The following is a 21662-nucleotide window of genomic DNA, read 5'->3' on the forward strand; positions in this document are numbered from 1 at the left end:
GTGATCTGTATTCTGTATACAGTAGGCAGATGACGAATGCAAGTGTTCGGCGCGCGGCCTGATCCACTCCTTGCACGCTCCCGGGAGGCACGCGATGATGCGGTCATGCCCGACTTCCGCCGCGTCCTCGACCTCGTGGACGCCCGCGGCGGTGCGTCGTGGCTCACCGTCGTCCACGGCGGGGAGGTCGTCCTCGACCGCCGCGCCGGGTGCGGACCCGACGCTCTGTTCTACACGTTCTCGGTGAGCAAACCCTTCGTGGCGCTGGCCGTGCACCTGCTCGCCGAGCGCGGGATGCTGCGGCTGGACGACCCCGTCGCCGCGCACTGGCCCGCGTACGCGCGCGGCGGGAAGTCGGACATCACCATCCGGCACGTCCTCACGCACCGCGCCGGCGTGCCGTACTCGACCGGCACGCTGCTCGGCGACACCGTGCGCATGACCGACCCGGGGCGGTCGGTCGCGGCGGCGGAGGACGCACGTCCGCGCTGGGCCGCGGGTGAAGTCGTGGGCTACCACGTGCTGAGCTTCGGCTTCATCCTCGGCGAGCTGGTGCGCCGCGTGAGCGGGATGCCGGCCGAGCGCTTCATCGCCGAGAACCTGCTGCGCCCGGCTGGGCTGACCGAGACGACCCTCGGCCTCCCGGAGGCGGCAGCCGGCCGGGCCGTGCCACTGCGGGCGTTGAGCGCTCCCGAGCGCGCGAGGACCCTCCTCTTCAACCGGCCGCGCACCCGCGCGGTGCCGGCGCCGGCCGCGGCGGTGAGCACCAACGGCCGCGAACTGGCCGAGTTCTACCGGATGCTGCTGGCGGGAGGCGAGGGCGTCCTCCGGCCGGAGACCATCGCCGCGGCACGGGCCGTCTCCAGCGACGGCGAGCCCGACCGGATCATGGGCCACCCGGTGCGCTGGGCGCACGGCTTCCAGCTCGGCGGCCCGATCGGCCTGGCCCGGCCGACCGGCTCCCGGGCCGACGCACGGACCTTCGGCCACAACGGCAGCAGCATCTGCAACGTCTGGGCCGACCCGGTGCGCGACGTCGTGCTCGCCTACCTCACCAACACCGCGGACGAGCGCCGCCGCGCCCTCCGTCACCTCAGCGACGTGAGCGACGCGGTACTGGTGGCCTGCGACTGAGCGGGTCCAGACTTCTCGCAGAGACACAAGGAGGAACCATGGGCGCAGGCACGAAGGACGATCCGTGGCGGCTGACCACGGCGCCGGGCACCTCGGAGTACACGATGTACCGCGACGACGAGGCCGACCCGCCTGCACTGGTCTGCCAGGTCGGCTCGACCCGGCTGAGCTACCACGCGAGCGCGATCGACGACCTCGCCGCCTGGCTGCGCGAGCAGGGCGACTGGGTGCCGCTGGGCGCCGCCGACGAGAACAAGCCGGTGGTCGCCGGCACGATCGAGGCCTGGGGCCGCGACCCTGTCAACCCGGTCGGCGGCTGGTACGGCCTCCGCAAGGGCTACCGCGGCCGCTTCGGGATGTACCTCCCGCCGCTCCTGGAGCAGCTCGGGCTGATCGAGCTGACGCACGACGCACGGAACAACCGGGCACGGGCGAAGTAGCAGGTAGTTTATACATGTGAACGATCTCGCCCTGAACCCCGCCACGACCGCGCTCCTGCTCATGGACCTCCAGCCGGGCATCCTCTCCCGCATGCCCGACTCCGACGCCTTCCTGGCGGGTCTCGTCCGGGCCAGGGAGGCCGCCCGCGCCGCCGGCGTCACCGTCGGCTACGTGCGCGTCGCCCTCACCGCGGAGGAGGCCGCCGCGGTCCCGGCGCGCTCGCGGTTCGCCGGTGCGGCCGAGCGCCTCGACGCGAGCCGCCCGGAGACGCAGATCGACCCGCGCATCGCCCCCGCCGCGGGCGAGATCGTCGTCCGCAAGCAGCGCGTCGGCGCGTTCAGCACCACCGACCTGGCGGAGCAGCTCGACGCGCGCGGCATCGACACCCTCGTGCTTGCGGGCGTCGCGACGAGCGGCGTCGTGCTCTCGACCGTGCGCGACGCCTCCGACCGCGACTACCGGCTCGTGGTGCTGGAGGACGGCTGCTGGGACTCCGACCCGGAGGTCCACCAGGTGCTCACCGCGAAGGTGTTCGCCCGCGGAGGCGTCACCGTCACCAGCATCGACGACTTCATCGCGTCGATCGCGTAGAGCGCGACCTCCGCCAGTCCCGGGGCGAGGTCGGCCGGTGCCTCCGGCCCGGCCAACCCGTCCACCGGCAGCCAGTGCAGCTCCTGCGACTCGTCCTCGCCCGGCGCTCCGGCCGGGTCGGTCGTCGCGACGAACGCGTACACGATGTCGGTGTGCGCGTGGTCGTCGGTGATCGGGTGCACGTCCACGACCAGCGGGGTCGGCAGCACGGCGACGCCCTCGGCGCGCTCGATCCTGTGCGCGGGCTGGAGGAGCTGGAGCTGCTCCAGGTCGTAGCCGGACTCCTCGCGCAGCTCGTGCGCGACCGCGGCCCACGGGTCCTCCGCGCGCTCCACGTGCCCGCCCGGCTGCATCAGGATGCCGCGCTTGCGGTGGCGGTGCACGAGCAGGCAGGTGCGGCCGTCGAGCTCGCGGAAGATCAGCGCGCTCGCCGTGAGGTCGTACTCGCCCGGTCCGGTGTTGAGGTGCGGCATCCCCGCAGTCTCGCATGAACGGGCGACGGTCAGGCAGTATGTGCGTATGGCGGTGGTGCGGACGCAGCGGGGATTCGACCGGTTGGTCAACTTCTCCGATGCCGTCGTGGCCATCGCGATCACCCTGCTGATCCTCCCGCTCGTCGACGCGGGCCCGGAGGTCGCCAAGGAGGGCATCGGCCCCTACTTCGACCACAACTTCTGGCAGTTCCTCGCCTTCGCCATCTCCTTCGTCGTCATCGCACGACTCTGGATGGTGCACCACCAGGTCTTCGGCTGGATCGACAGCTACACCCCCGGTCTGCTCTGGCTCAACATGCTGTGGCTGGCGTGCATCGTCTTCATGCCGTTCACCGCGAACGTGCTCTCCGACAGCCCGAACGAGAAGCCGGACGTCTACGCGCTCTACATCGGCAACCTGCTGCTGACGACGCTCGCGATGCAGTTCATGGAGCTCCTGATCCTGCGCACGCCGGGGATGCTCTCGGAGGAGGGCGCTGCGCAGGCCGACCCGCTCCGCGGCTGGACGTTCATCGTCCTGCTGGTCATCGCCGGGGTGCTGGCCGTGCTGTTCCCGAACATCGGGATGCTGTGGCTGTTCCTGCTGTTCCTCTCCCGACCGCTGCACCTCGTCCTGGGCAGGATGACGCGCTCGCGCGATCACGCGGGCGCCCGGCCCTGACGACCCTTCCCACCGGGCCGGACCGGGGCTATCGTCGCGGCATGCGACCCAAGACCTTTTTCGTGCTCCTCGCCATCGCCGCGGCCTACGTCCTGGGCTCACGGGCGGGCCGGGAGCGCTACGACCAGATCGTCGAGTCGGTGACCGCGTTCTGGAACAACCCGGACGTCAAGAAGGCGCGCAAGCAGGCCAAGAAGCAGGCCGAGAAGGCGCGCAAGCGCTACGCCTGAGCGGCGCCGCGAGCTCAGGGCTCGCGGTAGTCGCCCTCGGTGTACTCGCCCTCCGGCGCGTCCGCGGGCTCCTCGACGTCGGTGTAGGTGCCCTCGACATCGGGCTCCGGGCCGGGGTTCTCCTCGGACTCGGTGTACTGACCGTGGACCGTGCGCTCGTGCGGTCCTTCGTCGTCGGACTCGGTGTAGCTGCCCTCGAGGTTCTCGCGAGCGTCGCCGGTGGGCTCTTCAGGGTTGCTCATAGCGAGGAGGGTACGCTGTCGCGGCCCGCGGGGCCAGAGTCCTGCACAGGCGTGCACCGCCTGTAGACGCCCCGGTCCGCCCCCCGGTACCCTGCGGGCATGGCGCGGTCGCCGTCGGTCTTCGCCTCGCGCGGGCCGACCGTCCTGGAGCTGAGGATCCACGGGATCAAGAACACGCCGCCGGCGGAGATGCTCGGCGTCGCGCCCGGCGACGTGCGCCCGGACCAGGCCGACGAGAACGGCGGCTTCTACGTCCCGACCGTCGACCCGGCCGACCCGTCCGACCCGGCGACGCCTCCGACCGTGATCCGCCGCGAGGGCTACTCGTGGGGGATGCTGGCCCGCTACGGCGGCGGCGCGCTCGTGGCGATCGGCCAGTTCTTCGTGCAGCTCGCCTGGCTGCTCATCCTGCCGTTCGGGCTGTGCAACACCGCGTACTGGACGCGCCGCATCCCCGACCAGCCGCGCACCGGGGAGTGGCAGGCCGGCCGCGGGGCCGCGTCGCTGCGGGTGTTCGCGCTCGGCCTCACCCTCCTGTACGTGTGCGCGCTGGCATCCGTGAGCCTGGACCTGATCGGGACGCAGTGCCTGACCCATCCGTCGCTGTGCCCGGCGCTGCCCGGCTGGGTGACCGCGTTCTTCACCTCGCCGGGGCTCGACCACCGCGGCATCCGGGTCGCGCTCCTCTCCCTCGTCCCGATCGCGGGCGTGCTGCTGCTGTTCTTCGTCTCGCACCAGGCGCGCACCCGGTACGAGGCCGGGATCTTCGGCACGGCCGCGAAGATCCGTGCCGCCAGCGACCTCAGCGGGGTGACGGAGGGCCAGGCCGCCGCCCCGCGCCGCCCGCTCGCGACCGACGGGTTCTGGGGGATCACGCGCGTGAAGGCCCCGAGCGAGCTGCTGCACACGGCGGCCGCGTTCTTCCTGATGGCGCTGCTGGTCGGCTGGGACGGCGTGTTCTGGACGTGCGCGCCCGCGGGCGTCGACCTCCCGCCGGAGTGCCTCGACCCGGCGAGCACCCCGCTGCTGTCGCGCTGGTGGCTGACCCTCGGCGCCGTTCTCGGCGCGGCCGGACTGGTCGTGGTCGTCGCGCTCGTCGTGCGCAATGTGGACACCACGGTGCGCGGCCGCGCCGAGCGGACGATGGCGGGCGTCGAGCCGGGCATCCGCGTCGCCCGGCGGCACACGCTCATCCGGCTGAAGCTGCGGCGGAGGGAGGCCGTGGCCGGCTGGATGCTGCTGGCCGCGATCGCGGTGTACGTCGCCGTCGCGGTGGCCGTGGCGCTGCCCGCCGGGCCGACCGTGGAGCACGCGCCCTCGTTCCTGGGCCTCGTGATCGCGCCCTCCATCATCCTCGGCGTGCTGCTCGCCATCGCCCTCTCGGCGCTCGGCTGGCGCCGCGGGGTGCCGCGCTGGCTGTCGGTGCTCGTGGTGGCGGTCGGCGGCGTCTCCCTGCTGGTAGCGGTCGTGTCCACCCCGAAGTCCCTGCGGCTCGCGCCCCTCACCACAGCCGCGTACCTGCTCGCCGCCCTGGCCGCTGTGCTGCTCGCCGCGTTGGTGATCTTCTGGCCGATGGGGCGCCGCCGCAGCTTCGCCTACCAGGGCTGGCGCGGCACCGGCCCCGGCGTCATCATGCTGCTCTCCCTCGGCGCGGCCATGCTGCTGTCGACCCTCCTCGTGCTCGGGACGCAGTGCGCGCTCGCCTCGACCGGCGGCCCCACCCCGATCTGCCCGCTCACCCCCGGCGGCCTGTCGACGCCGGTCGCGTACCGGAACTTCGGCGGGACGGTGCCGGTGCTCGCCGTCGTGCTCCTGGTCTTCGTGCTCGTCGTCGCGCTGCTGCGGATGCGCACGACGCCGCGGCTGACGACGCCGGAGACGGTCGGCGGCCGGGCGATCCGCGAGCCGCTGCGCAGCTACCGCGACGGACGGGTGCCGCAGGTGAAGTCGGCGGGGAAGCTGGACTTCCGGATGCTCAACGCCCGCCGCTCGGCCGCCCTGTTCCACCGCGGGGAGCCGGTGCTCGGCCTCCTCGCCGCACTGCTCGCGCTCGGCGTCATCGTCGCGATCGCCCTCCCGCAACCCCTGCGTCCCGCGCTGCTGGACCTCGCCCTCCCCGCGCTCGGCGTGATCTCGGTCGCCGCCGTCGTGACGATCGCGGAGAACGCGCTCACGACGAAGGAGCGCCCGATCGGCGTGATGTGGGACCTGATGTGCTTCCTCCCGCGCGCCGGCCACCCGTTCGGGCCGCCCTGCTACGCCGAGCGCGTCATCCCGGAGCTACGCGACCGCATCGTCGCGTGGCTGGAGGCGGACATCGCCGCGGGCGCGGGGACGGTGGGGGACCGCCGCACCGCCGAGGAGCGCGCGCGGGACGAGCTGCGGGCGCTGACCACTCGTCAGCGCCGCAAGGTCGTGGTCAGCGCGCACAGCCTCGGCGCGGTCCTCGCCGTCTCCACGATTTTCACCCTCGGCGCCGACACCACGGACGGCCTCAAGAACGTCGGCCTGCTCACCTACGGAACGCAGCTACGCGCCTACTTCGGCCGCTTCTTCCCCGAGCTGTTCGGCCCTGGCGCGCTCGGCACCCTCCCGAGCCGGGCGCCGTCGCTGTGGAAGGCCGACCCCTGGCTGAGGCAGGTCGTGGAGGACCACAACGCCGAGGGCTCGGGAGGTCGCGACCCCGCCGAGCGCGACAAGCCGACGCTGCGCGAACTGCTGACCCAGCCGGACGGCGCGGTGGCGTGGGTGAACCTGTGGCGCCGCACCGACTACCTCGGCTTCCCCGACGCGTCCTTCAAGGACAACGAGATCGACCGCGGAGCGGACGAGTTCGGGCCGCCGCTGTACCTGGTGAAGGTGGCGACGCACCCCAACTACCAGGCCTCCACGCAGTACATGACCGCCCTCCGCGACCTCATGCGGCGACTCTGACCCGGCGTACATTCGTGCCGAATGGCGGCTTACAGACGCCGGTAACGACCATTCGGCACAAATCCAGGAGAGGCCCACCGTCTTAAAACCGAGTGGTGTAAGGTATTGCCCACCCACGACCGCATCCGAAGGAGAATCATGGTCGACAGCCTCGCTCGCGCAGCCGAGCTCACCGTCGAGGAGAAGGCCTCGCTCACCAGCGGCCGCAGCTTCTGGGAGACCGAGGGCGTCGACCGCGCCGGCATCCCGTCCATCTACCTGACCGACGGGCCGCACGGCGTGCGCAAGCAGGCGCAGGGCGGCGACCACCTCGGCATCGGGGACAGCGTTCCCGCTACCTGCTTCCCGCCCGCGGTCGCGCTCGGCTCCTCCTGGGACGCCGAGCTGCTGGAGCGGGTCGGCGCGGCGCTCGGCGAGGAGGCCAAGGCCGAAGGGGTCGGCGTGCTGCTCGGGCCGGGCATCAACATCAAGCGCTCGCCGCTGTGCGGACGCAACTTCGAGTACCTCTCCGAGGACCCGATCGTCTCCGGCCGACTCGGCGCCGCCCTGGTCCGCGGCCTCCAGTCGCGGGGCGTCGGCGCCTCGCTCAAGCACTTCGCCGCCAACAACCAGGAGACCGACCGCCTGCGCGTGAGCGCCGACGTGGACGAGCGCCCGCTGCGCGAGATCTACCTGCGCGGCTTCCAGCACGTCGTGACGCACGCCCAGCCGTGGACGGTCATGTGCTCGTACAACCGGATCAACGGCGTCTACGCGAGCGAGGACCCCTGGCTGCTCACCTCCGTCCTCCGCGACGAGTGGGGCTTCGAGGGGCTCGTCGTCTCCGACTGGGGCGCGGTCAACGACCGGGTGAGCGCGCTCGTCGCCGGGCTCGACCTGGAGATGCCGTCCAGCGGGGGCGTCACCGACGCGCAGCTCGTGACCGCCGTGCGCGACGGCTCGCTGGCGGAGTCCGTGCTCGACACCGCCGCGGACCGCGTGATCGACCTGGTCGGCAAGGCGCTCGCCGGGGCCGACGCGGGCGCGACCTACGACGCGGAGGCGCACCACGCCCTGGCAAGGGAGGTCGCCGGCCGCAGCATCGTGCTGCTCAAGAACGAGGGCGTCCTCCCGCTGGCGACCGACGCGGGACGGACGATCGCGGTCGTCGGCGAGTTCGCCCGCACCCCGCGCTACCAGGGCGCCGGCTCCTCCCAGATCGTCCCGACCCGCCTGGACAACGCGCTGGACGAGCTGCACGCGCTCGCCGGCGACGCGACCGTCGTCTTCGCGCCGGGCTACGCGCTCGGCGCGGACGCCGACGACGTGGCGTTGACGGCGGAGGCCGTCGCGGTCGCCTCGGCCGCCGACGACGTCGTGGTCTTCCTCGGCCTCCCGGGCGAGGACGAGTCGGAGGGCTTCGACCGCGAGCACCTGGAGCTGCCCGCTGCGCAGACCGCCCTGCTGGAGGCCGTCATCGCCGCCAACCCGCGCGTCACGGTCGTCCTCTCCAACGGCGGCGTCGTGCGCGTCTCCGGCTGGGCCGACCGCGTGCCCGCGATCGTCGAGGGCTGGCTGCTCGGCCAGGCCGGCGGCGGCGCGGTCGCGGACGTGCTGTTCGGCGTCGTCAACCCGTCCGGCCGGCTGGCGGAGACCATCCCGGTGCGCCTGGAGGACACCGCCTCGTACCTGAACTTCCCCGGCGAGAAGGGCCACGTGCGCTACGGCGAGGGACTCTTCGTCGGCTACCGCGACTTCGACGCGCGCGACGCGGCGGTCTCCTTCCCGTTCGGCCACGGCCTCTCCTACACGACGTTCGCGTTCGGGGCGCCCACCGCGTCCGCGACGGCGGAGGGCATCCGCGTCTCGGTGGACGTCACCAACACCGGCGACCGCGACGGCCGGGAGGTCGTCCAGGTCTACGTGTCCGTCCCGGCCTCCCGCGTGCAGCGCCCGGTGCGCGAGCTGAAGGGCTTCGCCGCCGTGGCCGTGGCCGCGGGCGCCACCTCGACGGCCGTGATCGACCTCGCCGCCGAGGACCTCGCCTACTTCGACACCGAGCTCGGCGGCTGGAGCGTGGAGGGCGGCGACTACGTCGTGGAGGTCGGGGCGTCGTCCCGCGATCTGCGCGGGTCGGCCGTGGTGACGCTCGCGGGCGACGTCCGCGCGGCGCCGCTCACCGTCGACTCGACGCTCGGCGAGTGGCTCGGCCACCCGGTCGGCGGCCCCATCCTGATGGCGGCGCTCGCCCAGCGCCCGGAGGCCCAGGGCATGGGCGCCATGCTCAACGACCCGAGCCTGCGGCGGATGGCGGAGTCGATCCCGCTCGTGCGTGCGGCCTCGTTCCCGGGCAGCCCGGTCACCGCCGGCCAGCTGGACCAACTGGTCGCCGCGGCGAACGGGTAGCGTACGCCCCTTTCGGCGACGCTGAACCCCCTTGCGGACGCAGGGGGGTTCGGCGTTTCGTGGGCCGCATGAGCGACCAGCGAGATGACACGGATGCCGTCACCGGCCACGACCCGACCAACGGGCTCGCCGGCGACCTCGAGGGCGACGACGGCGGCGCCGTCACGCCCACAGCCGACCACAACGTGATCAGGGACGTCATCGACGACCTCGACCCGGACCGTCCGGCCGACGAGGACGACGACTCGGCGACGTCGTACAGCGAGGAGGGCAGACCATGAGCGACACGAGCGGACTCCCGAACACGGACGACCTCGGCGTCCCGGCCGAGGACGAGCCGGAGCGTTTCGAGGGCGGCGGCCAGGGAGGCCAGGACCAGCGAGGCCGGCACGCCGCCCGCGACGCGCAGGCAGCAGAGCCCGACGAGGACGAGCCGGGGCAGGGCGACGTCTCCGCCCCGCACGAGACGGGCGTCGCACCGGAGGGCGCCGAGGACGTGACCACCCGGGACACCCAGGGGCCGGCGTCGGAGGGCGCCGACGGAGCCGAGCCGCCGCCCGCGGACTTCGATCCGACCGAGCAGCCGTCCAACCCGGACCTCGTGAAGAACACCGAGCCGCCGGACTGACCGCGCCGCAGAGATCGCCGCAGAGACCGCGGCCCCGCCCACCGTCATCCCGGGCGGGGCCGCCCTGCGTCTCAGCGTCTCAGCCCCTCAGCGCCCCGCCCGCCGGCTCGCGTACAGCCACACCGCGCCGACGATCACGCCGGCCACGAGCATCCCGATCCCGACCTCCAGGATCGACACGTCGCCGGAGCGGGGCACGATCAGCCCCACCACGAACAGCACAGCGCCGAGGTTGAGCAGCACCGCGGCCACCCAGCCGAGCGTCGTGCGCAGCGCTGCGTTCATTGCGGGTATCGTAGCCGCCGCCTCTCCGCGAACGCCCCCAACCGGAAAATCATCGGGGCATCCGCGCGCCCCGACCGGTGTCCGGCCCGAGCGTCAGGCCGGGCCCGGGTGGACGACCGACGGTGTGGGCGGCTCGTCCAGCGCCTCGTTGATCAGCGCGGCCACCAGGAACTTCCAGTCCGACCCCTCGTGCAGCGTCTCCAGATACCCGACGGGGATCGCGCCGAAGACCGGCTCGTGCTCCTCGCCCTCCGCGGACACCCGGATCAGCCGCCCCAGCTCCGCGTGCGACTCGTCCAGCACCACCCACTCGCCCGGCGCCTTCTTCTCCACGTGGAAGATGCGCTCCCGATACGGGTAGCGCACGCTCGACATCTCCAGTTCGCTGGCGGACATGGCCATCCTTCCGTCGGTGGACGCTCCTTGTGAGCATCCAACGCCCGAGGGGCTGTCCTTGGCAAGATGCGCTGCCTACGCTGGGCCGCATGAGCACCCCTGACGTCCACAACATCGACGCGGCGTTCGCGCTCGTCCCCGAGCCCTGGCAGCCGCACCGGCTGACCAGCGTGAACGACTACGACGTGAAGGTCGCCCGGCTCCAGGGCTCGTTCATCTGGCATTCGCACCCGGACACCGACGAGCTGTTCCTCGTGATCGCCGGGCGGCTCGTCATCCAGCTCCGCGACCGCGAGGTGGAGCTGGGGCCGCACGACGTGTTCGTGGTCCCGAAGGGCGCCGAGCACTGCCCGTTCGCGGAGGAGGAGGCGCTGGTGGTGATGTTCGAGCCGAAGGGCACGGTGAACACCGGCGACCAGCCGGGGGAACGCACGAGCGCGCTGCGGGAGCTGCCGGACTGAGCCGCGCTCGCCGCAGCCGTCGGGTCACAGCAGCCGGTCGAGCGCCTCCAGCAGCGCGGTGGGCCCCTCGAAGACCTCCCGCGCCCCCGCGTCCGTGAGCTCGGCCGCCCCGACTCCGCCGCAGAGCACGCCCACCGAGCGGATGCGCGCACGTCCCGCGGCGGTCATGTCCCACACCGAGTCGCCGACGACCAGCGCCTCGGCGGCCGGAGCGTCCGCGCGGCGCAGGGCGACCTCCAGGATGTCCGGGTCCGGCTTGGCCTCGTCCACATCGTCGGCGGAGGTGGACGCGTGGACGGCGTCGTCGGCGCCGATCGCGCGCCGCAGCATCGTCAGCTCGTCCTCGGCGGCGGAGGTGGCGAGCACCACCCGGACGCCGCGGCCGGCGACGGCGCGCAGCAGGTCAGCGGCTCCGTCGAATGCCCGCAGGCGCGGCGCGAGCTCGCGGAGGTGCTTCGCGTGCAGCGCCCACGCCCTGTCGTCCCACTCCTCGTCGCGCTCGCCGGCGACCGCGCGCAGGAGCTGCCCGGAGTCCCGCCCGAGAGCGCGGTGGATGCGCCACGACTCGACGGGCACGCCCAGCTCGGCGAACGCGCGCTGCCACGCGTCGATGTGGAGGTAGTTCGAGTCGACGAGGGTGCCGTCGACGTCGAAGAGCACGGTACGGATGGTCATGCCTCCACGTCGTACACCCCTCGGCGCGCGAGCTCACCCCCCTTGCCGAGCGCGCGAGCCGGGGGCAGGGTGCGGGGATGACCCCTCCCGAACTGACCGACCCGCGCACCGCCATCGTCACCGGCTTCGACTCCGGCATCGGGAGGGCGACCGCCGTCGCGCTCGCCCGCGCCGGGATGGCCGTCGGCGTGACCTGGCACTCCGACGAGGAGGGCGCCGCCGAGACGGCGCGCCTGGTCCGCGCCGAGGGCAGCAGGGCCGAGGTGACGCGGCTCGACACCACCGACGCGCCCGCCTGCGCCGACGTCGTGGACGCGCTCGCCGACCGGCTCGGCGGCTGCGACGTGTTCGTGAACAACGCCGGCGTGAACGGCGGGCCGCCCTTCTTCGACACCGACTGGGACACCTGGCGGATGACGCTGCTGGCAGACCTCGACGGCCCGTTCGCCTGCATCCAGCGGATCGCCGGCCGCATGGTCGACGCCGGCCGCGGCGGCCGGATCATCGGCGTCACCAGCGTGCACGAGCACCAGCCGCGGGTCGGCTCCGCCGCCTACGACGCCGCCAAGCACGGCCTGGGCGGCCTCCTCAAAACGCTCGCGCTCGAACTCGGCGAGTACGGCATCACCTGCAACGCCGTCGCGCCCGGCGAGATCGCCACCCCGATGAACGACGCGGAGGACGTCGACCCGCGCCAGGTGCACCGCCCGGGTGTCCCGCTCGGTCGGCCCGGCGCACCGGAGGAGGTCGCCGCGGTGATCGCCTTCCTGGCCTCGCCCGCCGCGTCCTACGTGACAGGCGCGTCGTGGACCGTCGACGGCGGGATGCTGCAGATGGGCCCGCAGGCCGGCTCGCACCTGCGCTCCGACGACTGGCGGCGCAACTGAGGCGACGCCTGCCTCACCCGATCAGCGACACCGCCCGCGCGATCACCAGCGCCAGCAGCACGAACCCCGCGAACGACTCCAGCGCCATCAGCAGCTTGGCCCGGTGCGTCAGCGGCATCGTGTCGGTCGGGCTGAACGCCATCGAGTTGGACAGCGAGAAGTAGAAGTAGTCGATGTAGTTCGGCACCCAGTCCATCACCTGGCTCGCACCGCGCGCGACCTCCACGACGTCGTCCTTGTCCTCGTCCTGCGGGAACCGGAAGTCGGCCAGCGGCAGCTTCTCGCGCGGCAGCGAGACCCGGGCGACCGGGCCGCCGCGGTCCATCGTCCAGTAGACGAGTGCGAACGCGATCACGTTGGTGAGCCAGACCTGCAGGGAGGCGAGCAGGATCTCCTGCCCGTTGCCGTGCTTGTTGAGCAGGCGCACGACCGTCTCCGCGAACGCGATCTGGTTGGCCGCGAGGATGAGCACCGCCAGAGCGATCTCCGCGCGCCGGGACCACTTCGACTCGCGGGCCAGCCGGTGCGGGTTGTAGATGATGAGCGCGATCAGCATCAGCACGCAGACGCCGACCACGGACCAGCGCGCGATCGGCGGCACGACGCTCGGCAGGAGGGCGTAGGCCACAAGCGCGACCAGCGTGCCGATCACCGCGGGCCAGCGGTGCTCGGGGGCGACCGCGCGGGCGCGGCTGTCGTCGTCGTCGTGGTCGTTCACCCGACGGACAGTACGCCGCGGCGCCGGGCGGCGGAATCAGTTGAAGATGGCCCACTCCGAGCGGCTGATCTTGGCGCGCTGGCCGTTGATCACGAGGTACCAGCTCTCCTCGTCGCGATGGAGGTACTGGGCGAGCATGGTGGTGTACCGCCACTCGCCGTTGACCTGGCTCCAGCGGATCAGGGAGATGAGCTGCCCTTGACGCAGGTAGGGCACCGCGACGAAGTCATCGTGTCGCGGATGTTCGGGACCACCAGTAGTGCGCCCCATCCTCGGAGTGCTCATGCGTCACTTTAACCCCAACCGACGCGATTTGGGAACAGTTTCGAAGATGTTGAAATGAAATAGATTGAGTGTCAATTGTCTATGGATTCGCTGGGAGACGGCGGCTCCAGACCGTGAGGGGGCGGCCGTCGACGTGCGTCCCCGAGCGGAACCGCGTGAAGCCGCAGCGCAGCGCGACCGCCTCGCTGGCGGCGTTCCCGTCCAGCGTGCTGAGCCACACGACGCGCTCGCCCTGAGCAGCGAGCCACGCGGAGAGCGCGGCGACCGCGCTGGTGACGAGCCCGCGCCCGCGCGCGTCCGGGCGGAGCGCGTAGAAGACCTCGAAGCCGTCCTCCGACCTCCCGAAGCCGACCGTCCCGAGCGCGTCGCCGCCCTCGTCGATGACGTAGCGGATGCCGTGCGCCGCGTCGGCCGCGCGCACGTTGCGCGCGGCGCGGAGGCGGGCGCCGTCCTCGTCCAGGTCGGCCGGGTACATGGTCCAGGTCGGGATGTCCTCGACCCGCGCGAGCATCAGCTCGACGCCCCAGTCGTCCTCCTCCAGCCGCCGCAGCACGACCCCGTCATGCCCCGCCAGCTCCATCCGCCCCGGAAACGCCTCCACACCCCGACCCTACCCACGCCGCAAACAGCCGAGTACGCGAATAGTCTGCGTACTCGGCTGTTTCCGGCTGATTTATCGCGTACTCGGCGGTGTTCAGCGGGTGGGGGAGAGGGCGGCGATGGCGGCGACGGCGCGGGTGCGGACGGACTCGTAGGCGCCGAGGATGATGCCGAGCACCTCGATGCCCTCCTTCTGCGTGTGCAGCGGCCGGGTGCCGTCGAGGATGCTGCGGGCGAAGTGGTTCAGCTCCTCGCCGAACTGGTGCACCGGCTCCAGTTCGATCACGGTCGGCTCGGCCTCCCCGCGCTTCTTGAGCGTGAGCGTCGTGCCGTCGGAGATCAGGCTGCCCAGCTCGCCGACCGCCGAGAACTTCTCGGTGCCCGGCGCCGCCTCGTACGCCCAGCTCGTGACGACGGTGCCGATCACGCCGTTGTCGAAGCGGACCAGCACGGTCGCGGAGTCCTCGCCCTCCATGAACGACAGGCGGTGCGTGGCCAGCATCGCCGTGACCTCCACCGGGGCGCCGCCGGCCAGGTGCAGCAGCAGGTAGGTGGGGTGGTAGCCGGTGTCGATCAGCTCGCCGCCGCCCGAGGTCGACGCGTGCGCGCGCCAGCCCATGTTCGCCGGGTCGAAGTCGTTGAAGAAGGAGTCGGTGGTCCGCACCTCGTAGACGCGCCCGATCGCTCCGGACTCGATCAGCTCCTTGGCGCGGGCCACGGCCGGCAGGAAGAGCTGGTTGTGCGCGCACATCAGGGTGACGCCGGCCTCCTCGACCGCGGCGGAGACCTCGGCGGCCTCCTCCGGGGTCAGGCAGAGCGGCTTCTCGCACAGGATGTGCTTGCCCGCGCGGGCCGCGGCGACGATCGCGTCCTTGTGCAGGTGGTGCGGGAGGCAGATGTCGACGGCGTCGATGTCCGCCTCGGCGAGCATGACGCGGTAGTCCGCGTAGATCGCCGCGCCGGACGCCGCCGCGCGCTTCTCCGCGCTCTCGCGCACCGGGTCGGCCACGGCTGCGAAGGTGATGACGTCGGGGTTGCGGAGGTAGCCCTCCACGTGCGCGCCGGCGATGCCGCCCGCCCCGATGAGTCCGATCCGAACGGTGTTGCTGGACATAGAAGAAACTCCAAGTTGGTCGAGGGGCACGTAAACGCCCCTAAAAGTGCCGTTTAGGGGCGTTTACGTGCCCCTCGGCGGATGAATGGTGTGGCGCGGGGGTGGGTTAGCGCGTGGGCGTCGCGGCGGCGGGCACCGCGGGCGCGACGGGGCGGCCCTCGGCGGCGGAGGCGTTCGCGGCGACCACGACGCGGGTGAGCGCGAGTGCGTGGTCGAGGTTCGCGTCGGCCCTAGTGCCGTCGTGGATGCGCCGCACCCACTCGTCGAACGCGCCTGCGCCGTGGTCGGGCACCGGCAGCTCCTGCCAGCCGTCGCCCGTGTCCACGAAGAGCCCGGCAGCGGCCCCGCCGTACGAGAGTGCGCCACGGGTGCCGCGCAGCTCGATGGTGAAGTCGCCGGGGGTCTGCACGAGGCTCGCCTCGATGACACCGATGCGGCCGCCGTCGAACTCGGCCGTGACCACGGCGTTGTCGTCGACCTCCCGGCCGGTGAGGCTCGCGTAGGTCGCGGTGATCCGATGCGGCTCGCTCCGGTGGAACAGGCGCGTCAGGTACACCGGATGGCAGCCGAGGTCGGTGAGCGCGCCGCCGTAGGCCTCGGCCGGGTTCCCGAACCGGTCGGGGAGCCAGCCGGCGATCCAGCCGTCGTGCGCGAGGCGCACCCGGCTGTAGGCCAGCTCACCGAGCGTGCCCGCGTCGAGGACCTCCTCGATCGCGGCGGTGTAGCCGTGGTAGAGCCGGGGGAGCGAGACGACGAGCGAGACGCCCGCGGCGTCAGCGGCGGCGACCAGCGCGTCGGCCTCCGCGACGGTCGGGGCCAGCACCTTCTCGGTGAAGACGTGCTTGCCCGCGGCGATGGCGCGGGAGATCACGTCGACGTGCTGGTCGGTGGAGGTGGTGACCGTGACGCCGTCGAGGGTGTCACGGGCGAGCAGCTCGTCCAGGTCGGCGACGAACTCGACGCCGAACCTCTCGGCGGCCTCCCGGCCGCGTTCGGGGTCGTCGTCCCAGATGGCGACGAGTGTGGTGCCGGGATGCTCCTGGGCGTCGCGGGCGTAATCCTTGCCGTGGACGTGCCAGAAGCCGAGCGCAGCGACAGCGAGTGGATGGGACATGCCTGTGAAGGCCTCCTTGCCTGGTATTCGATGCGCGCGAACCCGACCAGCCTAACCACTTCTCCTCGTCCGCCGCACGTCTTTTGCCGGATTGACAGCAGAAGTAGTGCGCGCGGCGCGCGGGCGGTAGCGTCGGGCACTGTGACGCGCATCCCTCTGCATCGCGAATGGCACGGCGACGAGGACTCGCCGCACCCGCCGCTGCTGCTCCTGCACGGCGGCGGCTCCACGATCGAGTCGAACTGGGGGATGCTGCTCCCGCTGCTGGAGCGCAGCCGCTCCGTGCTCGCGGTCGAGCTGCAAGGGCACGGCCGGACAGCGGCCGGCGACCGCGAACCGTCGTTCGAGGAGTCGGCGGACGATGTCGCCGCCGTGCTCGCGGAGCTGGGCGTCGGCCCGGTCGACGTGCTCGGCTTCAGCAACGGCGGTCAGGTCGCGTTCCAACTCGCTGCGCGGCATCCCGCACTGGTCCGGAAGCTGGTCCTGGCGTCCGCCCCGCTGCGGCGCGACGCGATGGTGGACGGCTTCTGGGCGGGGCTGGAGGCGGGCCGCTTCGAGGACCTCCCCGCCGTCTACGCGGAGGCCGACCTGGCGGTGAGTCGCGACCCGGAGCACGCCAGGCGGATGTTCGAGCTCGACCGCGCGCTCATGCTCGGTTTCACGGACTTCCCGGACGCGCTGGTGGCCTCGGTCGCCGCGCCGACCCTGGTCGTGGGCGCCGACCGCGATGTGGTCCGTGCCGGCCACCTCGTGGCGGTCGCCGCGCTGCTGCCCGACGCCCGGCTGCTGATCGTGCCCGGCACGCACGGCGACTACCTGGGGGAGGTGCTGGCGGCGGCGGGCGACGACCGCGCGTTGCGCGCCTTCCTGCCGCACCTGCTGGCGTTCCTCGACGCACCGCTGACATAGCCTCCAGGCCGCACGAGCCGCCGAGTTAGGGCGCGCGAAACGCTGGCAATCCGCCCGTCGGGGCCACGCACGGCTGCGCGCGCTGACAGGCTGGACGGGTCGAAGGGGAGTAGCTCCCCGCGGCACGTCGACACACTGGCCGGCCACGAAGCCCGGCCCGGCGTGCCACCCTGCGGGCCATGTCTGCGGGGCGAGCGAGACCTTCGGCCACCCGTCAGCGGTGGCCGGTCTCCTCGCGCGCCCGGTCGCCGCGCGAGCGAGAGGACCGTCCGATGCCCGGACCCGCCCCCACCGTCAGACCCGCCGCCCCCGCTGCCGCTCCGCCCCAGCGCCCCGCCGTGCGGCTCCTCCTCCCGCTCGGCGTCGTCGTCGCCGTCGCGGCCCAGGGCGTCGCGCTGCGCCTGACCGGCGTCGACCTCCCGCCGCTCGTCGGGATGCTGTCCTTCGGTCTCGCCATCGTCGCCGCCGCGTTCGCGCTCGCCTGGGCCGGGGAGGCCGCCGAACTCGACATCTCCGGCGGCCTCGCGGTCGGCCTCCTCGCGGTCGTCGCGATTCTGCCCGAGTACGCGATCGACCTCTACTTCGCGTTCTCCGCCGGGTCCGATCCGTCGCTGGCCCCGTATGCGGCGGCCAACATGACGGGGTCGAACCGGCTCCTGCTCGGCTTCGGCTGGCCGTTCCTCCTGCTCGTCGCGTTCCTCGCGCTCCGCACGCTGCGCGCCCGTCGCTCGCCCGACCCGGACATCCGGCGACGGCCGTTCGCCATCGCGCTGCCGCGGGAGAACCGCACCGAGCTGGGCCTGCTCCTGATCGCGTCCGCGCTGACGCTGGTCATCCCGCTGACCGGCCGGATCGACGTCGCGCTCGGCGTCGTCCTCCTGGCGCTGTTCGTCTACTACCTGGTCCGTGTGGCGCACACCGAGACCGAGGAGCCCGAGCTGGTGGGCGTCGCGCGTGACCTGGGCGCGCTGCCGACGCGCGGGCGGCGTGCGACCGTCGTCGCGATCTTCGTGCTCGCGGCCCTCGTCATCCTGGCGCTCGCCGAGCCGTTCGCGCACAGCCTGGTCTCGGGAGGCCGCGCCCTCGGGATCGACGACTTCCTGCTCGTGCAGTGGCTCGCCCCGCTCGCCTCCGAGGCGCCGGAGTTCGTGATCGCCGTGCTCTTCGTCGTGCGCGGCCGGGCGGCGGCCGGCCTCGGCATCCTGCTCGCCAGCAAGGTCAACCAGTGGACGGCGCTGGTCGGCACCCTCCCGCTGGCGCACGCGCTCGGCGGCGGAGGCTGGGCGCTGCCGCTCGACGGCCGGCAGACCGAGGAGTTCGTGCTCACGGCGACGCAGACCCTCCTCGGCGTCGCCATGCTGTTGTCGCTGCGGTTCGACGGGCGGTGGGCGGTCGCCCTGTTCGCGCTGTTCGCCGCCACCTTCGTGTTCCCGTCGACGGAGGCGCGCTGGATCGTCTCGGCCGGCTACGCGCTGCTGGCCGTCCTGCTGTTCGCCGTCCGGGGTCGCGGCTTCGCAAGAGCTCTTGCTGCACCGTTCCGGTCGGAGCCTCGGTCTTAACGGGATATCGGGGGCGTGTCAATCCCCTTTATTCGCGCAGCCGCTCGGGGTCGTTCTGGGGCACTATGGCAACTATGGGAAAACTGCTCTACGGCGCGGGTCAGGAATATGACCTCGACGACCGCGTGCTGAGTCACGTCAAGCTCGCGATCGTCGCCAAACTGCGCCGCCACGAGAGCTTCCTCCTCAACTGGGACGTCCCCGTCGACCAGGGTTCGGGGCGGGTGTCCATCTGGATCAGCCGCGAGATCCCGCTCGCGTTCCAGTTCGCCGGCAGCCGGCCCCCGGCGATCAACCCGCACTGGCTGGAGGCGCTGATGCACAGCTCGCAGCGCACCGGCGGCATGGTCGTGATGGCCGAGGACGACGTCGACCAGCACCTCCCGGCCTGACCCCACCGCTCACTCGCCGCGGGCGTCGTCCAGGGCGCGTTCGGCGTCCCGCACGGCGCGCTGCAGCTCCGGGATGCGCCGCCTGAGCGCGCGCTCGGCGGCCTTCGACTCGGCGAGCTCGGCCTCGGTGCGCTGGAGGCGGCGTTCGAGCGCGTCCCGCTCGGCCTGCAGGTCGGAGCGGCGGTCCACCTCCGCGTCCAGTTCGTCGTCGAGGGACTCGGCGTCGGCCCGCGCGCGTTCGAGGGCGCGTTCGGCCGCGCGGATCGTGCGCTCGCGCTCGCGGCGCTCGCTGGCGGACTCGGTCCCGGTGTCGGGTGCGCGCTCGCGGTCCTCCTGCGGCGCGGCCGCCTTCCGTGTCTTCGTGGGCTCCGGGGCCACCAGCGGCTCGGCGCTCCGCTCCGCGGCGGCGGCCAGCGCCTCCTCGTCCAGGGGAAGCGCGACCGCGTCGGCCACGTCCACCGACTCCACCCCGGTCGACTCGAGCGCGCGCACCAGCATCCCGCTGCGCACCGCGGCGGCGGCGACCGGGTCCACGACGGCGGCCTGGAGGGTCTCCTCGACTTCGCGGCCGACCGCCGGGCTCGTCCCCAGGTCGCGGAGGGCGCGCTGCAGCAGCCGCTGCCGCTCCCGGGTCAGATCGCGGATGGCGTCCCGGTCGCGCGCGGCGAACGCGTCCCGCATCCGGTCGCCGAGCTGGAGGATGCGGTCGACCAGTTCGGGGTCGCGGCGGGTCAGCGCGTTGACGGCCGCGGCGGACGCCGTCGGCTTCCGCAGCGCCTTGATGGTCTTCGCGAGCTCGCGGTCGGCTCCCGCGGCGGCCGATGCCCGCGCGGCGACGAACTCCGCGGGCTCGACCCCGTACAGGTCCGCGGCCACGTCGCGCAGGTTCATGGCGCGAGTGTACGCGTGAGGCGGGGTCAGTGGTCGCGCAGTTCCTTCACGAGCTCGGCCTTCGTCTTCTTCGAGTAGCCGCTGAGGCCGAGCTCCTTGGCGCGCTTCTTCAGCTCCGGCACCGTCCAGTCGTCGTACGAGCCGGACTCGCCGCCCTTACGGCCGACGGACTTCCGGCCGCGCGCGGCGGCGGCGTTGGAGATGCGCGCGGACTTCTCCTTCGAGTTGCCCTCGTCGCGCAGCTTCTCGTAGAGCTCCTGGTCCTTCAGCGAGTTCTCTCGTCCCGGCATGATGCGCTCCTCTCCTCGTTCGGCGCGCACAGTACGCCGCCGGGAGACCCGCGCCAGGGGGTTGAGGAACGGCGAAGGGGTCCGCGACCGGACGGCCGCGGACCCCTTCAGCGATGGGGACTACGCGCGCGGCGCCTTCGACGCCTTGACCGCGGCGAACCACGCGGAGGACGGCCGCAGCCAGATCAGGATGACGGCGACGATGGAGGCGATCACCTGGATGAGGCCGAACGGGAAGCCCGGGATGATGTTCAGCAGCGACACCACGGTCAGCACCGTGAGAACGACCCGTGCCCAGTTGGCGCCGCGCCGCATGAAGAAGGCGAACAGCACGAACACGATGGCCCAGAAGATCAGCGTGACGATCGACGAGCCGATCGCGACCGCGACCGCCGCGGAGGCCAGCGTGTCGATGTTCTGGCCGTGCAGGTTCGTGCCGGAGTCCTGAATCTGGCGGATGATCTGCGCCCGGTCGCCGCTCGCCGTCGCGATGGTGACGATGCCGCCGATCACGCTGAGCACAGCGCTCGCGATGTACAGCCAGAACGCCGTGTTGACGGTGGTCGGGATGCCGGTCGGCGCGGCGACGGGCGCCGGGGGAGCGGCCGCGTACGACGGGAAGGCGCCGGGCGGCGGCGGGACGGCCCCGGCCTGCGGCGCGGGCGGCGCAGGCGGGTAACCGCCGGCAGGAGCGGCCGGCGCGGCGGGCGGCGCCACCGGCGGAGCGGGAGGCACGTCCGACGCGGGGGCCGCGGGAGCGGCGGGCTCGGCCGGCGCGGTGGGCTCGGACGGCGTGAGCTCGGGCCCGGCGGCCGGCTCGGTGGGCTCGGGGACCGGCGGGACGGCGCCGGCGTTGCCGCTCTCGGGAGGCTGCGGCTTGTTCTCGTCCTCAGGAATGGTCATGCTCGCGACGATACTGGATGACGCGAACGCGGGCTATAGTCCACGCGCGTGCCGCGCTTACCGCCCGTTCGGCGGTGGCGTCGTGCGTGGCCCAGCGGCCGTCAGCTCAGCGAGTCGAAGTCGAACCAGAACGAGTCGTCCTCCTCGTGGTCGCTGGCCGTGGCCGGCTCTCGGGGGATGCTGGCCGTCTCGATGCGCACGCGGGTCTGGCTGGTCACGAAGATCTCGCTCGGGGGGCGGCTCGACTGTGTGATGGCCACGAAGTCGCCGTCGCTGCGGCTCGCCTGAATCACCCGCCGCTTCAACTCTTCGACAGGCTCGCGATCGACGAACGTGAACCTCAGCTCGTCGATGTAGACGTGGAACACCTGCATGTCCTACTCCCCGAAGTTGCTCTTCCCGCCAGATAGTACGCGCCGATCCCCTTTCTACCAGTGCAGAAC

General features: G+C 72.5%; 27 protein-coding genes and 1 pseudogene. 14 read left to right on the forward strand and 14 right to left on the reverse strand.

Annotated features, from left to right (window positions below; all coding sequences use genetic code 11):
- Positions 1–105: 105 nt before the first annotated feature.
- The 3 genes from ABCS02_RS27350 to ABCS02_RS27360 are packed head-to-tail and all read left to right on the forward strand — an operon-like array spanning position 106 to position 2166.
- Positions 106–1134, forward strand: coding sequence for a serine hydrolase domain-containing protein (locus ABCS02_RS27350; protein ID WP_345838860.1), 1029 nt, complete (start codon positions 106–108; stop codon positions 1132–1134).
- Positions 1135–1172: 38 nt separating this feature from the next.
- Positions 1173–1574 (forward strand): DUF6855 family protein, encoded by a 402-nt coding sequence (locus ABCS02_RS27355; protein WP_345838861.1) that lies wholly within the window; start codon positions 1173–1175, stop codon positions 1572–1574.
- A gap of 16 nt (positions 1575–1590) precedes the next feature.
- Positions 1591–2166, forward strand: coding sequence for an isochorismatase family cysteine hydrolase (locus ABCS02_RS27360; RefSeq protein ID WP_345838862.1), 576 nt, complete (start codon positions 1591–1593; stop codon positions 2164–2166).
- 44 nt (positions 2167–2210) lie between these two features.
- Here the strand turns inward: ABCS02_RS27360 and ABCS02_RS27365 are convergent.
- Positions 2211–2753, reverse strand: a pseudogene (locus ABCS02_RS27365) (NUDIX domain-containing protein); the annotation flags it as partial.
- Here ABCS02_RS27365 and ABCS02_RS27370 point away from each other — a divergent pair.
- On the forward strand, positions 2686–3321 hold the full coding sequence (locus ABCS02_RS27370; RefSeq protein WP_345838863.1) for a TMEM175 family protein: 636 nt from the start codon (positions 2686–2688) through the stop codon (positions 3319–3321). The pseudogene ABCS02_RS27365 and the gene ABCS02_RS27370 overlap by 68 nt on opposite strands.
- 41 nt (positions 3322–3362) lie before the next feature.
- Positions 3363–3551: a hypothetical protein gene (locus ABCS02_RS27375; protein WP_345838864.1), complete on the forward strand. Its 189-nt coding sequence runs from the start codon at positions 3363–3365 to the stop codon at positions 3549–3551.
- Between the two features lie 14 nt (positions 3552–3565).
- Here ABCS02_RS27375 and ABCS02_RS27380 read toward each other — a convergent pair whose 3' ends face one another.
- On the reverse strand, positions 3566–3793 hold the full coding sequence (locus tag ABCS02_RS27380) for a hypothetical protein (RefSeq protein WP_345838865.1): 228 nt from the start codon (positions 3791–3793) through the stop codon (positions 3566–3568).
- 99 nt (positions 3794–3892) lie between these two features.
- On the opposite strand from ABCS02_RS27380, the gene ABCS02_RS27385 reads away from it, so the two are divergent.
- From ABCS02_RS27385 to ABCS02_RS27400, 4 genes are all read left to right on the forward strand, one after another.
- Complete coding sequence (locus ABCS02_RS27385) at positions 3893–6727, forward strand: hypothetical protein (RefSeq protein ID WP_345838866.1); 2835 nt, start codon at positions 3893–3895, stop codon at positions 6725–6727.
- 138 nt (positions 6728–6865) lie between these two features.
- Positions 6866–9112 (forward strand): glycoside hydrolase family 3 C-terminal domain-containing protein, encoded by a 2247-nt coding sequence (locus ABCS02_RS27390; RefSeq protein ID WP_345838867.1) that lies wholly within the window; start codon positions 6866–6868, stop codon positions 9110–9112.
- Positions 9113–9180: 68 nt separating this feature from the next.
- Positions 9181–9393 (forward strand): hypothetical protein, encoded by a 213-nt coding sequence (locus ABCS02_RS27395; protein WP_345838868.1) that lies wholly within the window; start codon positions 9181–9183, stop codon positions 9391–9393.
- The gene (locus tag ABCS02_RS27400) at positions 9390–9740 is read left to right on the forward strand and encodes a hypothetical protein (protein WP_345838869.1); all 351 of its coding nucleotides are present in this window, start codon (positions 9390–9392) and stop codon (positions 9738–9740) included. Before ABCS02_RS27395 ends, ABCS02_RS27400 begins: the two co-directional genes overlap by 4 nt.
- Before the next feature lie 87 nt (positions 9741–9827).
- On the opposite strand, the gene ABCS02_RS27405 is transcribed toward ABCS02_RS27400, so the two are convergent.
- Both ABCS02_RS27405 and ABCS02_RS27410 read right to left on the reverse strand, forming a co-directional pair.
- Positions 9828–10025 carry a hypothetical protein gene (locus ABCS02_RS27405; protein ID WP_345838870.1) on the reverse strand — a complete coding sequence of 66 codons (198 nt, stop codon included), beginning with the start codon at positions 10023–10025 and terminating at the stop codon, positions 9828–9830.
- Between the two features lie 93 nt (positions 10026–10118).
- Complete coding sequence (locus tag ABCS02_RS27410) at positions 10119–10421, reverse strand: hypothetical protein (RefSeq protein ID WP_345838871.1); 303 nt, start codon at positions 10419–10421, stop codon at positions 10119–10121.
- Between the two features lie 89 nt (positions 10422–10510).
- Between ABCS02_RS27410 and ABCS02_RS27415 the strand changes: the two genes are divergently transcribed.
- Positions 10511–10882, forward strand: coding sequence for a cupin domain-containing protein (locus tag ABCS02_RS27415; protein WP_345838872.1), 372 nt, complete (start codon positions 10511–10513; stop codon positions 10880–10882).
- A gap of 24 nt (positions 10883–10906) precedes the next feature.
- Here the strand turns inward: ABCS02_RS27415 and ABCS02_RS27420 are convergent, their stop codons facing one another.
- Entirely contained in the window at positions 10907–11557 is a 651-nt protein-coding gene (locus ABCS02_RS27420; protein ID WP_345838873.1) for an HAD family hydrolase, read from the reverse strand.
- A 77-nt stretch (positions 11558–11634) separates the two neighbouring features.
- Between ABCS02_RS27420 and ABCS02_RS27425 the strand changes: the two genes are divergently transcribed.
- A complete protein-coding gene (locus tag ABCS02_RS27425; protein WP_345838874.1) occupies positions 11635–12444 on the forward strand; it encodes an SDR family oxidoreductase in 810 nt (269 codons plus the stop codon).
- A 13-nt stretch (positions 12445–12457) separates the two neighbouring features.
- Here the strand turns inward: ABCS02_RS27425 and ABCS02_RS27430 are convergent, their stop codons facing one another.
- The 5 genes from ABCS02_RS27430 to ABCS02_RS27450 all read right to left on the reverse strand — a co-directional run bounded on the left by ABCS02_RS27430 (position 12458) and on the right by ABCS02_RS27450 (position 16275).
- A complete protein-coding gene (locus ABCS02_RS27430; protein ID WP_345838875.1) occupies positions 12458–13162 on the reverse strand; it encodes a hypothetical protein in 705 nt (234 codons plus the stop codon).
- A 36-nt stretch (positions 13163–13198) separates the two neighbouring features.
- Positions 13199–13447, reverse strand: coding sequence for a hypothetical protein (locus ABCS02_RS27435; RefSeq protein WP_345838876.1), 249 nt, complete (start codon positions 13445–13447; stop codon positions 13199–13201).
- A 79-nt stretch (positions 13448–13526) separates the two neighbouring features.
- On the reverse strand, positions 13527–14048 hold the full coding sequence (locus ABCS02_RS27440) for a GNAT family N-acetyltransferase (RefSeq protein ID WP_345838877.1): 522 nt from the start codon (positions 14046–14048) through the stop codon (positions 13527–13529).
- Between the two features lie 93 nt (positions 14049–14141).
- On the reverse strand, positions 14142–15161 hold the full coding sequence (locus ABCS02_RS27445) for a Gfo/Idh/MocA family oxidoreductase (RefSeq protein WP_345838878.1): 1020 nt from the start codon (positions 15159–15161) through the stop codon (positions 14142–14144).
- A gap of 106 nt (positions 15162–15267) precedes the next feature.
- Complete coding sequence (locus ABCS02_RS27450; protein WP_345838879.1) at positions 15268–16275, reverse strand: Gfo/Idh/MocA family oxidoreductase; 1008 nt, start codon at positions 16273–16275, stop codon at positions 15268–15270.
- Positions 16276–16416: 141 nt separating this feature from the next.
- On the opposite strand from ABCS02_RS27450, the gene ABCS02_RS27455 reads away from it, so the two are divergent.
- From ABCS02_RS27455 to ABCS02_RS27465, 3 genes are all read left to right on the forward strand, one after another.
- Complete coding sequence (locus ABCS02_RS27455; protein ID WP_345838880.1) at positions 16417–17184, forward strand: alpha/beta fold hydrolase; 768 nt, start codon at positions 16417–16419, stop codon at positions 17182–17184.
- A 272-nt stretch (positions 17185–17456) separates the two neighbouring features.
- Positions 17457–18743 (forward strand): sodium:proton exchanger, encoded by a 1287-nt coding sequence (locus ABCS02_RS27460; RefSeq protein WP_345838881.1) that lies wholly within the window; start codon positions 17457–17459, stop codon positions 18741–18743.
- A 74-nt stretch (positions 18744–18817) separates the two neighbouring features.
- The gene (locus ABCS02_RS27465; RefSeq protein WP_345838882.1) at positions 18818–19135 is read left to right on the forward strand and encodes a hypothetical protein; all 318 of its coding nucleotides are present in this window, start codon (positions 18818–18820) and stop codon (positions 19133–19135) included.
- Positions 19136–19144: 9 nt separating this feature from the next.
- On the opposite strand, the gene ABCS02_RS27470 is transcribed toward ABCS02_RS27465, so the two are convergent.
- The 4 genes from ABCS02_RS27470 to ABCS02_RS27485 form a co-directional block, all read right to left on the reverse strand.
- Positions 19145–20026 (reverse strand): hypothetical protein, encoded by an 882-nt coding sequence (locus ABCS02_RS27470; RefSeq protein WP_345838883.1) that lies wholly within the window; start codon positions 20024–20026, stop codon positions 19145–19147.
- A gap of 26 nt (positions 20027–20052) precedes the next feature.
- Positions 20053–20316, reverse strand: a complete 264-nt coding sequence (locus ABCS02_RS27475; protein WP_345838884.1) for an SAP domain-containing protein — start codon at positions 20314–20316, stop codon at positions 20053–20055.
- 120 nt (positions 20317–20436) lie between these two features.
- Positions 20437–21219 carry a hypothetical protein gene (locus tag ABCS02_RS27480; RefSeq protein ID WP_345838885.1) on the reverse strand — a complete coding sequence of 261 codons (783 nt, stop codon included), beginning with the start codon at positions 21217–21219 and terminating at the stop codon, positions 20437–20439.
- A 101-nt stretch (positions 21220–21320) separates the two neighbouring features.
- Positions 21321–21593 carry a hypothetical protein gene (locus ABCS02_RS27485; RefSeq protein WP_345838886.1) on the reverse strand — a complete coding sequence of 91 codons (273 nt, stop codon included), beginning with the start codon at positions 21591–21593 and terminating at the stop codon, positions 21321–21323.
- Positions 21594–21662: the final 69 nt, after the last annotated feature.

This window comes from Microbacterium sp. X-17 (assembly GCF_039615055.1).